This window comes from Lentzea jiangxiensis (assembly GCF_900104175.1).
In the GTDB taxonomy this organism is placed as follows: domain Bacteria; phylum Actinomycetota; class Actinomycetes; order Mycobacteriales; family Pseudonocardiaceae; genus Lentzea; species Lentzea jiangxiensis.
Genome location: NZ_FNIX01000002.1, coordinates 455125 through 470916 on the forward strand (window position 1 = coordinate 455125; position 15792 = coordinate 470916).

The window sequence follows — 15792 nt, forward strand, 5'->3', positions numbered from 1 at the left end:
GGCGGGGGCCGCCATATCGTAGCGGACACCTAAACGGCGGCCCCCGCCGTTTTCAACCGAGGAGAGCCATGTCCGCACCAGTTCTGGTCACGGGAGCCACCGGCAAGCAGGGAGGCGCGGCCGTTCGAGCCCTGAAGGCGAACGGGGTGCCCGTGCGCGCGTTGGTCCGCGACCCGCAGTCCGAACGCGCGAAGGCGCTGGACGTCGAACTCGTCACCGGCGACCTGCACGACCGCGAGTCGCTGCTCCGCGCCACCCGGGGCGCCCGCGCGGTGTTCTCGGTGCAGATGGCCGAGTTCGACGGGACGAACTTCGACTTCGACGGCGAGCTCACCCAGGCCGCCAACCTGGTGGACGCCGCACGGGAACAGGGCGTCCGGCAGTTCGTCCAGACGACGGTCGACGGTGCCGGCCCGCGCGTCGAGGACGAGCTGCACCCGGTCCGGGCCGCGTCGCTGAACACCAAGGCCGCGATCCAGGACCGCGTCCGCGAGGCGGGCTTCGAGCGGTGGACGCTGCTCAAGCCCGGCTTCTTCATGGAGAACTTCCTGCCGTCGGCGGCGTTCCTCTTCCCGCGCGGGGTCGAGGGCGGCCTGGTGAGCATGCTCAAGCCGGACACCCGGCTGGCCCTGGTCGCGGTGCGGGACATCGGCACGGCGGTCGCCGCCGCCGTCGCGGACCCGGCGCGGTTCGACCGCGTGGAGCTGGAGCTGGCGAGCGAACACCTGTCGATGGCGGAGATCGCCGCGGTGCTCTCGCGCGCGCTCGGCGTGGAGCTCCGGGCGCCCGACCTGACGCTGGAGCAGGCCCGCGCGGCCGGGATGCCGGAGATGGGGGCAGGGCACGACCGGATGAACGAGACCGGCATGGCGGGCCGGCCGGAGTTCGCACGGGCGCTGGGCCTGCCGCTCACGAGCTTCGAGGAGTGGGCGCGACAGCACCTGGCCTGAGGCCGCCGGGTCGAACGTGTCGCGGCCGACCGCCTTTCCCCGCGTGAGCGGCTCCACCACGCCACTAGTCACGGCTGGTGAAGTGTTCAAACGACTACAGACTGATGACCCGAATCGAGAAGCAATGGACAAGGCATCCGTCGCTCGCTTCCTGCTGCTGGCTTTGCTGTGGGGGAGCAGCTTCACCTTCATCAAGGTGTCCCTTGAAGGCCTGACGCCGGGGCAGCTCGTGCTCGCCAGACTCGTGCTGGGCGCGGCGGTGCTGCTCAGCATCGTGGCCGTCCGCAAGGTCACCCTGCCGCGCTCCGCCCAGGTCTGGGGCCACATCGCCGCCGCCGGCCTGTTCGGCAACGTGATCCCGTTCCTGCTGCTGTCCTACGGCGAGAAGACCACGGGCGCGGGCATCGCGGGCGTCCTGATCGGCGCGACACCGCTGTTGACGCTGGCGCTCGCCACGGCCGCGCTGCCGACGGAGCGGGCGACCTCGCGCAAGGCGGTCGGCCTGGCGCTGGGCTTCGTCGGCGTGGTGCTGCTGATCGGCCCGTGGCACGAGTCGCTCGGGTCGCTCAGCGGCAGGCTGGCCTGCTTCGGCGCGGCCATCAGCTACGCGATCGGCTTCGTGTACGTGCGCAAGTACCTGTCGCCGCTCGGCCTCGCGCCGCTCGCCCTGGCCGCGTCGCAGCTCGTCTCGGCGGCGGTGCTGCAGGCGCTCGTGACCCCGTTCCTCGAGTGGCGCACACCGCACTTCACCGGCCCGGTCACGCTCAGCATCGTGCTGCTCGGCCTGCTCAGCACCGGCCTGGCGTACGTGCTCTACTTCCGCCTCATCGGCGACGTCGGCGCCACCACCGCCTCGGCGGTCAACTACGTGGTCCCGGTGTTCGCCGTGCTCGTCGGCGTGACGTTCCTCGGCGAACCCGTCACGTGGAACCTGCTGGCGGGCGGCCTGGTCGTGATGGTCGGCGTGGCCTACGCGGAGAACCGGCTCGGGCAGCTGCGCAAGGACAAGGCGGGAGCGGTCCGGTGACCCCGCGGGCGCTGCTGCGCGTGGTCACCGACGACCTCGACATGGTCATGGACCGCGACCCGTCGATCCTGTCGCGCAGCGAGGCGCTGCTGCACCCGACGGTCATCGCGATCTGGGGCTGGCGCGTGTCGCACGGGCTGCACCTGCGGGGTCACCGGCGCGGCGCCCGCCTGGTCATGGTCCTCGCCCGCCTGCTCACCGGGGGCATCGAGATCCACCCCGGTGCGCGGATCGGCCGCGGCTTCTTCATCGACCACGGCGCGGGCGTCGTGATCGGCGAGACGGTGGAGATCGGCGACGACGTCACGATCTTCCACCAGGTGACGCTCGGCGCGGTCGGCTGGTGGCACGACAACCAGCGGCCCGAGGGGTCGCGACGGCACCCGAAGCTCGGCGACCGGGTGGTCGTCGGGGCCAACGCGACGATCCTCGGTCCGGTCACCGTCGGGCACGACTCGGTGGTGGGCGCCCAGGCCCTCGTGATCCGGGACGTGCCGGCCGACTCGCGCGTCCTCGCACCGTTCTCCATCCCGAACCTGAGGTCGAGCCGCAGCGTCGCGAAGGCGGCCCGCCCGCGCCAGTCCGTGGTCGTCGCGGGCCAGCGGCACAAGGGCGCAGCGGTGTTCCCCAGCTGGTGAAAACCAACCGATCGGAGTGCTCGTGGAGACCCGGCTCAGTCAGCCCCTCACCCGGCGGCCGCCCGCCCACTCGCTCGTCGACCTGATCGGCGGCACACCCACCGTCCGGCTCGACCTCGGCGTCACGACCGCGCAGCTCTTCGCCAAGCTGGAGATGGCCAACCCGCTGTCCAGCGTGAAGGACCGCGCCGCGCTCTACATGATCAACGGCGCGGAGCAGCGCGGGCAGCTCAGCAGGGGCACGGGCACCATCGTCGAGGCGACCTCGGGCAACACCGGCATCTCGATGGCCGCCATCGCCGCGGCACGCGGCTACAGGTGCGTGATCGTCCTGCCGGACAGCGCCACCAGCGAACGCCTGCAGCTGCTGCGCGCGTTCGGCGTGGAGATCGTGCTGACCCCGTACCAGGAGGGCTACGCGGCGGCGATCGCGAAGGCCGAGGAGATCCACCGCGAACGGCCGGGTTCGTGGTTCGCCTGCCAGCACGAGAACCCCGACAACGTGGCGGCGCACTACGCCACCACCGGCCCGGAGATCTGGAACGACACCGACGGCGAGGTGGACGTCTTCGTCTGCGGCGTCGGCACCGGCGGAACGCTCAGCGGCACGGCGCGGTACCTGAAGGAGCGCAATCCCGCGATCCGCGTGGTCGCGGTGGAGCCGGAGGGCTCACCCGTGCTCAGCCAGGGGTGGGGCGGCCTGCACCGCATCCCCGGCCTGAACGGCGGTTTCGTCGCCCCGACGACCGATGTCGACGTGATCGACGAGGTTCTGGCGGTGTCCAACGAGGACGCCTACGACACCGCGCGGGAGCTGGCGCGGACGGCGGGACTGCTGGTCGGCGTCTCGTCCGGCGCGGCGGCACACGCCTGCCGGGTCCTCGCGGCACGCCCGGAGTTCGCGGGCAAGAACTTGGTCACCGTCTTCCCGGACACGGGCGAGCGGTACCTCTCGTGGTTCAACCAGGAAGACACGACGGCTCACAGCGGCGAGAAGCGCGAAGCGATCAACGAGGAGTGACCAGACATGACTCAGGTGTCCAACATCCTGCTTCCCGGCGAGGGTGAGTCGGTGCAGATCGGCACCACCACCCACACGACCTTCAAGGCGAGGGGCAGCGAGACGGACGGCCGGCTCGGCCTGTACGAGCACCGCATGGCCGCCGGAGCCCCCGGTGCCTCGCCGCACGTGCACAACGAGCAGCTCGAAGCGTTCTACGTCCTGCACGGCATGGTGGAGCTGCACCTCGACGGCAAGTCGTTCGCCGCCCCGCCCGGCACCTACGTGAACGTGCCGATGGGGGTCTCGCACGGGTTCCACAACCCGTACGAGGACCAGGCCACGATGCTCATCATCTTCACGCCCGCGCTCAACCGCGAGGAGTACTTCCGCGGCCTCGCCGAGATGTACGCGGACGGCAACAAGCCCAATGAGGACGAGCTGCTGACGCTGATGGCGAAGTACGACCAGTTCGAGGTGACGATGAACGGCCACAACGTCCCGAACTGGGGCCGGCACTGAGAACGGGCACTGAGAACGGGCACTGAGAACGGGTGCGGGGCGGGCGCTCGAGGGCGCCCGCCCCGCACCGGTCAGGGCAGGGCCACGAACGGGCGCAGGAAGTCCCGCGCGCCGGGTGTGTCGAGCCGGTAGACGACGTTGGTCGCGTAGCACGGCGAGTCACCGGTGATCGTGGTGGCGGCGAGGACCCGCTTGCCGTCGATCGTGGCGAAGTTCGGGCCGCCGGAGTCGCCGTAGCAGGCCCCGCCGTTGCCCTGCGGCGCGGTCATGGCGAGCCGGACCCACGCGTTGTTCAGGGCGTTGAACGTGACCGGCGCCTTCATCCGCACGCCGCCACCGGGGTGCGTGTGGCCGCCGGGACCGCGGCGGGCCTCCTGCGTGCCGTAACCCGCGACGACCCACGACGTGTCGTCGAGCCCCTGCGGGCCGAGCTGCCCCAGGCGGTTCGCGGCCGGCAGCGTCGCCGGGGTGAACGACCACCGGGCCTTCATCTGCTCAGCCGAGACCTCGACGACCGAGATGTCGTGCGTGTCGGCCGCCGTGCCGGGGTAGGCCGGGTGGTTGTGCGCGGTGCCGGGGACGCCGACGGCCGCGGCGATCTGCGCCGGGGTGCCGGTGGCGCTGTCGAGCGCGGACTGGACGTCCTGGTGCAGCGAGACGTAGAACTTCACGTTCGCCGGCCAGTCGCTGGTGCAGTGCGCGGCGGTGAGGAAGGTGTCGGCGTCGGCCATGGTGCCGCTGCACACCCAGTCCACGCGGTCCGGGGTCGCCGGGTCGTCGTCGTCGTCCCAGGTGGCGACGAGTGCGCCGACCTCGGTGCGTTCCGGGGCGGGCGTGGCGTTGTAGGAGTTGATCGCGGACGCGGGAAGCGCTGCCGCGACGAGGATCGCGGCGGTGGCCGCGGTTGCTCTGATCAGACGCATGGAGTTGCTCCTTCGACGGCTGCGCGGATTCAACCTCCGCGCGCGCCGTCCCGGAAGCCTTCACAGATGACTGGCGCGGCCGCCGCGGGCGAACAACACCCTGAACGCGGGTATGCGCTGCCACGCGTCTTGGCGTGCTGGACATCGATGCCCGCTTCGCCGCGCAGCACCGGTGCCGCGGCCTGGAGCCCGCCCGCGACCCGCCGCCACCGCGGCACCTTCGCGGACACGAGCCTCAGCCGCCGGGAGGCCGAACTCCTCACCGGCTCCCGGTCGTGCTCTCACACGACCGCCACCGGGAGCCGGACCGCGCGGACTTCTTCTCAGGGACAGGCGGAGAACAACTTCCGGGTGCCGGGACCCGCGTACGCCGCGCGATCGGTGAACCGGCACCCGAACGTCTCCGAGGCCACCGCGGACCGGTCACCGACGGCGTCACCGGCGGGCTTCCTGCCGCGGTCGGTCCACGCCACCAGGTCGTCCCAGGCCGCACCGACCTCCGAGGGCGAGAACTCGCAGTGGTCCACCGTGCGGATCGCCCGCTGCACCAGCCACCTCGACTGGCCGTTGCGGGCGACGTCGCTGCGGTACTCCTGCTCCATCGAGAACGGCACGAACAGGTCGCCCAGGCCGTGCAGGGAGACCACCGGCACCCGCGGCTTGCCCGCGATCCTCGGGACCTCGGTGAGCGCGGGGGACAGGCGCGAGCGCCAGTCGGCCGGCAGGACTCGCTGCACCGTGCGGTTCAGGTCGACCGGCGAGCTGGGCCGGTAGCGGGTGCCGAGGTTGGTCGCGAGGCGGCCCGGGTCGAAGGCGAGCGGCGCGTCCGGGGCGGGAGGGGAAGCGAGGCCGAAGAGGAAGTTCTTCCAGAACGCGAACGCGGGGGTCGCGCCGGGACGGGGGCCGCCGCTGCGTTCGACCGTGACCGCGCGGAACTGGGCGCCGCGGTCCGTCACGGTGTCGGGGCCGCCCGGCAGGAGGGTGGTCAGCCCCAGTTCCTCCTGGATGCGCGGCACCACCGCGGTGAGGTAGTCGGCCGGGACCGGGTAGGTGCCGATGCCGGAGAGCTTCTGCGCCGTCAGCTGGTAGTCGAGGAAGAAGTCGAACAGCTCGTGGTCGCCGAGCACGCCGCACATCGGCAGGGCGCCGTCGTAGAAGCCGGGGTACTGCTCCAGCGAACGGCCGATCACGTGGCCGCCCATCGAGACGCCCGCGATCAGGACCTGCTTCGGCCTCGCCACCAGCGTGCCGAAGTGGCGGGCCAGGTCGTGCGTGGCCTGCACACCGGCGCGGACGTCGTACCCGTTGCCGTAGTAGGAGGACGCCGCCCACGCGTAGCCCTGGCCGAGCAAACGGGTGCGCAGTCCGTAGGCGGGCGGGTCCACGGTGAGGACGGTGCCGGTGCCCCGGTAACCGTGCGCCCACATGGCCAGCCGGCCGTTCCAGTCCGGGGGCACCTCGACGATGTACGCCGAATGCTTGTGCACGCCCTGCAGCACGCGCGTCGGCTTGCCACCGACGACCTCGGGCTTCAGCGGCGGGTTCGAGATCGTGTAGCCCGGCAGGGGCTGGTCACCGGGCGTCGGTGGTGACGCCAGAGCGGGAGCACCACCCGCGAAGAGCACCAGTCCGAGCAACGACACCACGAGCCGTGTACGCATGCCACACCTCCGTCGGGCTCCATTCCACCCGCCGGACGCGTCCCGGTCACCCCCTCAACGGCCGAATGACGAACCCGTCCGGTCGTCGCCGAGGAGGCCGGGGTGGTCCTTGAGCTGACGGCGCGAGGCCACGCCGAGCTTGCGGAAGATCGCGCGCAGGTGCGCGTCGACCGTGCGCTTGCCGATGAACAGCTGGGTGGCGACCTCGGCCGACGTGACCACGGCGGTCGCCGCCGCGGTCCAGAGGACCACCGCCGCGGTCACGGCGGTCGTGGTGACCACCGTGACCTGACGGCTGCCGGGGCGCTCGGAACACGAGCGCGGGCAGGAGAGCGGTTCGAGCCGCGGGAGGGTGGTGCGGTCGAGTCGCAGGATTGGGCCGGACGGTGCCGGTAGCGGCACGACGCCGTGGCAGTGCTTGCCACTGCCACGGCGCCGCCCAGTGCCGCAACGCCTTTGCGCGCTGAGGCTGCGGGCATCGCGGCCACCGCCGTCAGCCGCGATGCCCTGCCCGGTGCGGGAGGGTCCCGACGGGAGCCGGGGCCCTCCCGCCCCCGATCACGCGGCCTGGCAGGAGATGCTCGGCCAGTTCCAGTTGCCGCCGTGCTGGATGGTGAACCCGAACGTGTTGCCGCTGCCGTTGGGCCGTGCGGTCATGACGTTCGCCGACGACCAGGTCGCGCTGGTGTTCCAGGTCGCGATGATCCGCTGCGGCGAGCTGACGGTGACCGTGACGACCCAGTTGTCCGTGCCCGTGACGGTGACGTTGCCGTTGAAGCGGTCATTCCACTTCTCGCCCTCGGAGTACGTCGCGGTGCAGCCCCCGCCGCCGGGGTTGCTGGACGTGGTCGTCGTCGTGGTGGGCGGCGTGGTGCCGGTGCCGCTGTTCAGGACGTTGAGGACCGAGTTGTACGCGGCCTTCTTGTTGCCGCTGCCGTCGAACAGCAGCGGGGTGCCCGAGGCACGCCACGAGTCGGTGTCGCGGATGCCCCACACCGTGATGCCGGTGCACCGCGGGACCGAGAGGCACGCCTGCGTGACGCCCTGGTACTGCTGGGCCTGCGTGTTGCCGGAGCCCTCGATGTCGAGCTCGGTGATCTGCACGTCGACGCCGAGGGCGGCGAAGTTCTGCAGGGTGGTGTGGTAGTTGGACGGAACGGGGTTGCCGCTGTTGAAGTGGGCCTGGAAGCCGACGCAGTCGATCGGCACACCGCGGGACTTGAAGTCCTGCACCATCCGGTAGACGCCCTGGGTCTTGGCGTGCGACCAGTTGTCGGTGTTGTAGTCGTTGTAGCAGAGCTTGGCCCCGGGGTCGGCCGCACGGGCGGCGCGGAACGCCGCCTCGATCCAGTCGTTGCCGGTGCGCTGGAGGTTCGAGTCACGACGTCCGCCGCTGTTGCCGTCGGCGAAGGCCTCGTTCACGACGTCCCAGGCGTAGATCTTGCCGCGGTAGTACGTGGCGACCTGGGTGACGTGGTTCAGCATCGCGTTGCGCAACGCCGTGCCGGACATGTTCTGCATCCAGCCCGGCTGCTGCGAGTGCCACGCCAGCGCGTGACCGCGGATGCGCTTGCCCTGACCTCGGGCCTGGTTCACGATCCGGTCCGCGTTGCCGTAGCTGAACTGGTTCTGGTTCGGCTCGGTCGCGTCCATCTTCATCTCGTTCTCGGCCGTGACCATGTCGAACTCACGGTTGAGGATCCCGACGTAGGTGGAGTCACCGAGCTTGTTCGCCGCGACGGCGGTGCCGAAGTACCGGCCGCTCTGCTGAGCGGCGGCGGCGAGGGTGGAGGCGGCACCACTGGCGGGCGAGGCCGCGAGGACCGCGGCGCCCACGGTCGCGGCGACCAGGGTCGACACGAGCGATGCTCGTGCAACTGACTTCGCTGTCAGCGTCATTTTCGGCGCTTTCTGGAGAGCACCCGCGAAAATGCGGGTGGAAACGGTTTTCGGGCGAGGAGAACCCGGTTCGAGCGGGCGGATCGCGCCAAATCCGCACTCCGCTCGACTCAGGTCTCCAGCAGTATCAGCAGACGTGCTCGGCCCGATCAAGGCCTGTTCACCCGGCTGGTCTCCCGTCGGAGGGGATCGGGAACGGGCGAACCGGAGTCGAATCACCGTCGAACGCGCAAGTCGGCGGGTCGATCGGTGTCCGGCCGTTCGACGCGGTGGTTGTGAATGTTTCGAAAACTTCCGGGCCGAGAATTGCCGTGATTCGCGGCCCGTCCTCTCAGGAGGGACCGGCGAGGTAGCGGGTCACCATGTCGACGAGCTCCTCCTCGATCTTGTCGACGGGCCGCTCGAACGCCGCCAGGCGGTGCGTGTTCAGCTCCACGGTGAAGACGACGAGGTCGACCGCCGCGTCGAGGTCCCGCACGCGCACGTCCGGGTGGCGGGCGAACACGGCGCGGACCTCGGCGATGCGCTGCTCGCCGTGCCGGGTGATCGTCTCGCGCAGCTCCGCGGAGAGCTGGCCCTCCTCGATCATGATCCGCAGCAACCGCGGGTCGTCGCGGTGGTTGTCGATCGCGTCGCGGACCAGCGCCCGCACGACCGACTCCAGCGAGCCCGGGGAGAAGTCGAGCCGGTCGGCCCGCGTCCAGGTGCCGCGGTCGATGTGGCGGACCATCAGCTCGGCGAGGATCGCGTCCTTGTTCGGGAAGTACTGGTACAGCGACCCGATCGACACGCGGGCCTGCTCGGCGATGCGGTTGGTGGTGCCCGCGGCGTACCCGTGCTCGGAGAAAACGTGAGCAGCCGCGGTCAGGATGCGGTCGCGGGTCAGCTCCGCGCGCACCTGCCGGGGCTTGCGACGTGGCTCGACATCGCGGTTCGACGACGGCATGGCGTCCTTTCCGAGTGCGGGGCGAAAGCGAGTACCCAGAACATGAGCAAAAGCTCATAATAGTGCCATGAGCTGCGAAAATGATGTGACACACCGGCTCGGTACCGTGGAGGAGGTCGAAGCCGTCGTCGGGCGCCCGGCGTCGATGATCATGCTGAAGCAGCTCTCCGCGCTCGACGACGGCTGCCTCGACGTCCTCGCCCGCAGTCCGATCGCCGGCTTCGGCCACCGGGACTCCGCGGGCACGAGCAGGACCACGTTCGTCGGTGGCGCAAAGGGTTTCGTGCGCGTGCACTCGCCGACGCGGATCTCCTTCCCGCTCGACGGGGCCGCCGACGGCCCGGCGTCGCTGGTCTTCCTCCTGCCGGGAACGGGGGAGACGTTGCGGGTCAACGGTGTCGTGCGCCGAGGCGGTTTCGACGTCGAGGAGGTGTACGTGCACTGCGCCCAGGCCGTGCTGCGGTCGGGGTTGTGGCAGGCGCCCGCGGTGGCGCCGCCCGCCCCGGAGGTGGAGGACGGCCCGCTCGCGGCGCCCGGCGTCGCGGACTTCGTCGCCGCCGCACCGTTCCTCGTGCTGTCCACCTGGGACTCCTCGGGCGGGAGCGACACGAGCCCGCGCGGCGACCAGCGGCAGGTGGCGCGGATCGTCGACGGCCGCACACTCGTCCTCGCGGACCGCCGGGGCAACCGGCGGGCGGACACGCTCCACAACCTCCTGAGCGACAACAGGATCTCGTTCGCGGCGCTCGTACCGGGGCGCAACGGCGTGCTGCACGTCCGCGGCCGGGCGACGATCACCGCGGACCCGGCCGTGCTGGAACCGTTGTCGCTGCGCGGCATCCCGCCGCACGCCGCCTTGCTGATCGACGTCGAGGCCGCCGAGCTGACCGCGAACGACGCGGTGACGCGCTCCCGGCTGTGGAACCCGGCCGCCCGCGGGGAGGTCCCGGACCTGATGGCCCTCGCGAGCCGGCACCTCGCCGCGAACTCCCCGAAGGGGCGCTCCGCGCTGCTCGGGATCGCGGAACGGGTGCCGGCGCGGTGGCTGCGGGCGTTGATGAACCTCGCCTACCGCTCGGGCCTGCGCAAGGAGGGCTACGAGGTCGCCCCTCTCGAAGTCCGCGCGACCGCACCGCAAGCCGATCCGGTGCGGGAGGTGCGCGTCGTCGAGGTGCGGCACGAGACGCCGAGCGCCGTGACGCTGGTGCTGGAGGACGGCAGGCAGTTCGACTTCCGGCCCGGCCAGTTCTTCACGCTGGTGACCGACATCGACGGCGAGCAGGTGCGCAGGCCGTACTCGGCGTCCTGCGCACCGGGTGGCACGCGCCTGGAGGTCACGGTCAAGCAGACCGGCCGGTTCTCCACGCACGTCCGCTCGCTGCGGCCCGGCGACCGGCTGGGCGTGCGCGGCCCGTCCGGTGACTTCCGGGTGGGGACCGGCCACGACGTCGTGCTGGTCGCGGCGGGCAGCGGCATCACGCCGGTGATGAGCGTGATCCGCACCCTGCTCGCCGGACCGGGCGGCGACCGGATCGCCCTGCTCTACAGCAACCGGACCGCCGAGGACGTGATCTTCGCCGCCGAGCTCGCCGCACTGGGGGAGAAGCACCCCGATCGGCTCTCGGTCACGCACGTGCTGACGTCCCGCGACGGACGCCTCGACGGCCCTCGTTTCCGGAGCTGGACGCGAGAGCTCGCGCTCGGGCCGGCCGCCCGGTTCTACCTCTGCGGTCCCGAGCCCCTCACGGAGGCCCTGCGGCGGACGCTGGAGCAGCTCGGCGTCCCGGACGACCACGTCCACGCCGAGAGCTACGCCAGCTCCTCGACCTCCGCCTCGACCCCGGTGGGAGCCGCCACCCCGCAACGGGTGCACGTCGAGAGCGGTGGCCGCGCCGTCGGCACGGCGGTGGTCGAACCGGGCCAGACGCTGCTCGACGCCGGCCTCGCCGCGGGCCTGCCGATGCCCTACAGCTGCACGGTCGGCAGTTGCCGGGAGTGCGCGGTGAAGCTGCTCAGAGGACAGGTCTCCCGGCAGACGGACGACGGCCGTGTGCTCACCTGCACGAGTGCACCGCTGACGGACGTGACGCTGGAGGTGTAGCCCTCGTCCAGTTCGCCCGGGTCCCCGGTCCGGCGGAGCTCGGGGGCCACGGCCCGGGTTGATCTTTTCGCGGCAGCGGGTAGCGTGCGCCGCACGGCTGCGATCAACGTTGGGGGCGTGGATGACGGACGAGACTGCTGCTCCGGGCGGGGTGGACCTGACCCGCCCGAGCGCGGCGCGCGTGTACGACTACTACCTGGGTGGCGCGCACAACTTCGCCGTGGACAGGGAGATGGCCGAACGGGCGATCGGGCTGTGGCCGGACCTGCCGCAGATCATGCAGGCGAACCGGGCGTTCCTGCGGCGCGCTGTGCAGTTCTGCGTCGACGCCGGCATCCGCCAGTTCCTCGACCTGGGCTCCGGCATCCCCACGGTGGGCAACGTGCACGAGGTGGCGCAGAACCTGGCGCCCGACGCCAGGATCGTCTACGTCGACAACGACCCCGTCGCCGCCGCGTACAGCGAGAACATCCTGCGCGGCAACGACCGCACGGCCGTCGTCCAGGCCGACCTGCGCCAGCCGGACCAGGTCCTGGACCACCCGGCGGTGCGGTCGCTGCTCGACTTCGACGAGCCGGTCGCGGTCATGATGGTCGCGGTGCTGCACTTCGTGCCGGACAGCGACGACCCGGCGGGCATCATCACCCGGTACCGCGAGGTGATGGCGCCCGGCTCCTGCCTGGTGCTGTCCCACGCGAGCCAGGACGGCCAGCCGGGGCAGGCGGACTCCCACCAGGACCTCTACCGCCGCACGGCGACCCCGATGACCATGAGGTCCAAGTCGCAGGTCGCCGCGCTGCTGGCGGACTTCGACGTCGTCGAGCCGGGAATCGTGTTCTTCCCGCAGTGGCGGCCCCTGTCGCCCGAGGACGTCGACGACAACCCCGAGCGCTTCACCGGTCTCGCGGCGGTCGGCCGCAAGCCCTGACCGGTCCGGGCACCGTCCTGTGCGGACGGTGCCCGGCTCCTGCCACTACCGCGCCACGACCACGGTCGTCTCCGCCACGCGCTCGTTGTCGGTGGGGTTGTTGTCGTCCCGGCCGTCGAGGCGCACCCGCGCCTTGAGCGTCGCCTTGCCCAGCGCCGCGTCATCCGCGGAGTAGGTGTAGGGGAACGACACGACCTCCGTGCCGTCCTTCGCCACGGTCCGCCGGGCCGTGCCGACGACGGTGTGGTAGCCGTCCGCCCTGCGGCGCAGCAGCTCCACGACCACGGCCTCGTCGTAACGGGTGTTGGTCACCGACACCACGACCTGGCCGGTCTCGCCGACCTTCGCGGAGGCGGGGGCGACGACGTTCGACACCGTGACGTCGTGCGTCTCGATCTTCACCTTTTGGGTCGTGGTGCCGGTGCGGCCGTCCGCCGTGTACCCGGTGATCGTGAGCTCGTACTCGCCGTCGGCGGCGTAGCGGTGCGACACCTCGGCCTGGCCGGGAACCGCGGGGATCGGCGCCGACGTGCCGTCACCGAAGCGGACCTCGCCACCCGAGAGCCAGCGGCCGGCCGGGTCGCCGGGGTCGATGCCGAAGCGGACCTGGTCGAAGACGCCGGGCTGCTGCGGCAGCACCCACGACGCGAAGGGCTTGACCTGCGGCGCTTCCTCCAGCCGCACCGTCAGCGGCGCCGAGCCGTAGACGTCGTCCGAGACCCGGACGTAGTAGGTCTCGCCGGGCGTGACGGCGAAGACCACCAGGTCGTGCGAGGTGTGCCGGCAGTCCACTTCGGACAGCGAACCGAGTGCGGTGCCGCGGAAGGCGGCGACGGCCGCGCCGCTGCTGGGCTGGGTGACCTTTGCCGCGAGGAACCCGCTGCCGCCCGCGGTGTGGCGGTACCACACAGACCGCGTGGAGGGGTACTGGCACGCGGGCTTCGGCTCACCCGGCTCGAGCGTGGAAGGGCTCGGGTCACCGGGGACGTCGGTGTTCAGCGGCAGGTCGGCGGCCGACGCGAAGTCGTCGTTCGCCGCTCTCGGCACGAGCTCCAGCCCGAGCGTCACAGGCCCGGCGAACGTCGTGTCCTGCACCAGGAAGTGGTAGGTGGTGCCGGCGGTGACGGCGAAGGTGGTGGAGCCGCCGCCGTGCGGGGCCTGGCAGGCGTCCGTGACCCACGTCAGCGCGCCGCGTTCGCCCGTGTAGGCGGAGACGGCGGGCTTCTCACCGTCGGGCCGGTCGGTCGACACCTTGACGAACCCGTCGGCGGGCGCGGTGTAGCGGTACCAGACGCTGCTGGTGCCCCACCAGCAGTGCGAAGGGTCGTCGCTGCCCGTGGTGGCCCCACGAGTGTCCACAGTGGACGCAAACGGCAGTGAGGTGACCGCCGTGGCGTCGGCGAAGTCGTCGTTGGACGGTGGTGCCGCGTGGGCGGAACCCGGTGCCAGCGCGGCGGTCAGCAGGACCGCCGCACCGATCATCAATGCGCGCAAGGAAGAACCCCAGTGTCCGTGGGCCGCTCCGGCGCGGCCCCTCATGGGCAGAAACGCGCGCCACGGCACCGGGGATGGCTCCCCGCGCGAATTCGATCATCCGCACCAACGGCGCGGGGCCAACGGGAGGCACCCCGCCTACGCCGCGCCGAACCAGCGGGCGAGGTGGTCGTCGAGGTCCTGCTGGAGCTCACCGGCCCAGGCCACGTACCCGTCGGGTCGCACCAGGACGGCCGGGAGGTCCAGCTCCGCGGCGGGATCGGTGACGAGGTCCACGCGGTTCCGCCAGGCTCCCGCCGCCAGCCGTCCGGTCCGGTCGAGCACCAGGCCGCGGCCCGCGCGCAGCCGCTCGTGGAGCCGGCCCTCCTCCAGGGCGACGTCCGGCATCCTGCGGCCGACCAGGTCGTGGCCGGAGCCCAGGTCGTAGCGGATCCCGAGCCCGGTGATCTTCTCGGTCAGGTGCCGGTTGACCTCCTCGAAGCCGACCAGTTCGGTGACCAGCCGCCGCAGCGCCCGCGCGCCGGGTTCGGGGGAGTGCAGCGCCACCTGGGCGCGGGTGTTGTCGAGGACGTCCGCGGCGACCGGGTGGCGTTCGGCGTGGTAGGTGTCGAGCAGCGTCGCGGGCGCCCACCCGCGGACCTGCGCGGCGAGCTTCCAGCCGAGGTTGACGGCGTCCTGCAGGCCGAGGTTGAGGCCCTGGCCACCGGCGGGCGGGTGGACGTGCGCCGCGTCGCCCGCCAGCAGCACCCGTCCGACCCGGTACCGGTCGGCCAGCCTCGTGGCGTCGCCGAAGCGGGACAGCCAGCGCGGCGAGTGGACCCCGAAGTCCGTTCCGGCGACGGCCCGCAGCTCCCGGCGGAAGTCGTCGACGGTGGGCGGTTCCGCGCGGTCCTCGCTGACCGCCGCGCAGGGGACGACGACCCGGTAGATCCCCTCGCCGAACGGCCCGAAGGAGAACACCCCGCTCGTCCGGCGGACCTCGGCGACTCGGGCGGCGATCTCCTCCGGCGCCGCGCTCGCGGCCATCTCGCCCATCAGCGTGTCGTTGCGCGAGGGTTCGCCGGGGAAGCCGACACCGAGCAGCTTCCGCACAGTGCTGCGCGCGCCGTCGCACCCGACGAGGTAGCGCGACCGCAGCCGCTCACCGCCCGCCAGCGTGACCGTGACGCCCTCGTCGTCCTGCTCGACACCGGTGACCGCGCCACCGCGCCGGACCTCCGCGCCCAGGGCGAGCGCGTGTTCCTCGAGCAGGCGCTCGACGACCGGCTGCGGGATGCCGAGCAGGTGGTCGTGCTCGGAGTCGAGGCCTTCGGGCGCCGGTGCCGGGATGGCGGCGAAGAGACCGGCGGCCGGCCGCCGCCTCCCGTGTTCCAGGAAGCGGTCCAGCAGGCCGCGCATCGCCAGGACCTCGAGGCTGCGCACGTGGAGGCTCACCACGCGCACGAACGACGACGTGGGCTCGGGCTCTTTCTCCAGGACGAGCACCCGCACGTCGTGCAGCCGCAGCTCGGACGCGAGCACCGCACCCGTCGGCCCGCACCCGGCAATGATCACATCGAACATGAACCACCCGTTCGCACAGAGTTCCACTTGATCGCGGCGGCCGATTGTTCGGCAGCCCGGTGACCGGTCGCAACCGATTTGCGGGTCTGACGTGCGGGCCCGGGCCGCACCGGAGATCCTGGACACGACGGAGGAGGTCA

General features: G+C 71.7%; 14 protein-coding genes. 7 read left to right on the forward strand and 7 right to left on the reverse strand.

Translation table 11 applies throughout. The features are described 5' to 3' along the window. The first annotated feature begins 68 nt into the window (after window positions 1-68). From BLQ91_RS09660 to BLQ91_RS09680, 5 genes are all read left to right on the forward strand, one after another. Window positions 69-950: an NmrA family NAD(P)-binding protein gene (locus tag BLQ91_RS09660; RefSeq protein WP_090096385.1), complete on the forward strand. Its 882-nt coding sequence runs from the start codon at window positions 69-71 to the stop codon at window positions 948-950. 124 nt (window positions 951-1074) lie between these two features. After that, window positions 1075-1977, forward strand: coding sequence for a DMT family transporter (locus tag BLQ91_RS09665; protein ID WP_090096386.1), 903 nt, complete (start codon window positions 1075-1077; stop codon window positions 1975-1977). Then, window positions 1974-2615, forward strand: a complete 642-nt coding sequence (gene epsC, locus BLQ91_RS09670) for a serine O-acetyltransferase EpsC (RefSeq protein ID WP_218130209.1) — start codon at window positions 1974-1976, stop codon at window positions 2613-2615. The genes BLQ91_RS09665 and epsC overlap by 4 nt, the downstream gene beginning before the upstream one ends. Before the next feature lie 22 nt (window positions 2616-2637). Beyond that, window positions 2638-3636 carry a cysteine synthase A gene (cysK, locus tag BLQ91_RS09675; protein WP_090096738.1) on the forward strand — a complete coding sequence of 333 codons (999 nt, stop codon included), beginning with the start codon at window positions 2638-2640 and terminating at the stop codon, window positions 3634-3636. 6 nt (window positions 3637-3642) lie between these two features. After that, on the forward strand, window positions 3643-4137 hold the full coding sequence (locus BLQ91_RS09680; RefSeq protein WP_090096387.1) for a cupin domain-containing protein: 495 nt from the start codon (window positions 3643-3645) through the stop codon (window positions 4135-4137). A 71-nt stretch (window positions 4138-4208) separates the two neighbouring features. Here BLQ91_RS09680 and BLQ91_RS09685 read toward each other — a convergent pair whose 3' ends face one another. The 5 genes from BLQ91_RS09685 to BLQ91_RS09705 all read right to left on the reverse strand — a co-directional run bounded on the left by BLQ91_RS09685 (window position 4209) and on the right by BLQ91_RS09705 (window position 9566). Further along, the gene (locus BLQ91_RS09685) at window positions 4209-5060 is read right to left on the reverse strand and encodes a trypsin-like serine protease (RefSeq protein ID WP_090096388.1); all 852 of its coding nucleotides are present in this window, start codon (window positions 5058-5060) and stop codon (window positions 4209-4211) included. A 323-nt stretch (window positions 5061-5383) separates the two neighbouring features. Beyond that, window positions 5384-6721 (reverse strand): alpha/beta hydrolase family protein, encoded by a 1338-nt coding sequence (locus BLQ91_RS09690; RefSeq protein WP_090096389.1) that lies wholly within the window; start codon window positions 6719-6721, stop codon window positions 5384-5386. A 54-nt stretch (window positions 6722-6775) separates the two neighbouring features. Next, the gene (locus BLQ91_RS42540; RefSeq protein WP_245733304.1) at window positions 6776-7003 is read right to left on the reverse strand and encodes a LuxR C-terminal-related transcriptional regulator; all 228 of its coding nucleotides are present in this window, start codon (window positions 7001-7003) and stop codon (window positions 6776-6778) included. A gap of 276 nt (window positions 7004-7279) precedes the next feature. Then, window positions 7280-8620, reverse strand: coding sequence for a glycoside hydrolase family 10 protein (locus BLQ91_RS09700; protein WP_090096391.1), 1341 nt, complete (start codon window positions 8618-8620; stop codon window positions 7280-7282). A gap of 331 nt (window positions 8621-8951) precedes the next feature. Further along, window positions 8952-9566, reverse strand: a complete 615-nt coding sequence (locus tag BLQ91_RS09705) for a TetR/AcrR family transcriptional regulator (RefSeq protein ID WP_090096392.1) — start codon at window positions 9564-9566, stop codon at window positions 8952-8954. A 106-nt stretch (window positions 9567-9672) separates the two neighbouring features. On the opposite strand from BLQ91_RS09705, the gene BLQ91_RS09710 reads away from it, so the two are divergent. Beyond that, window positions 9673-11667 carry a 2Fe-2S iron-sulfur cluster-binding protein gene (locus BLQ91_RS09710; RefSeq protein WP_245733305.1) on the forward strand — a complete coding sequence of 665 codons (1995 nt, stop codon included), beginning with the start codon at window positions 9673-9675 and terminating at the stop codon, window positions 11665-11667. A 121-nt stretch (window positions 11668-11788) separates the two neighbouring features. After that, on the forward strand, window positions 11789-12595 hold the full coding sequence (locus BLQ91_RS09715; protein WP_090096394.1) for an SAM-dependent methyltransferase: 807 nt from the start codon (window positions 11789-11791) through the stop codon (window positions 12593-12595). A gap of 45 nt (window positions 12596-12640) precedes the next feature. On the opposite strand, the gene BLQ91_RS09720 is transcribed toward BLQ91_RS09715, so the two are convergent. Then, window positions 12641-14089 (reverse strand): hypothetical protein, encoded by a 1449-nt coding sequence (locus tag BLQ91_RS09720; RefSeq protein WP_143022576.1) that lies wholly within the window; start codon window positions 14087-14089, stop codon window positions 12641-12643. Window positions 14090-14227: 138 nt separating this feature from the next. Continuing rightward, entirely contained in the window at window positions 14228-15652 is a 1425-nt protein-coding gene (locus BLQ91_RS09725; RefSeq protein ID WP_090096739.1) for an FAD-dependent monooxygenase, read from the reverse strand. Window positions 15653-15792: the final 140 nt, after the last annotated feature.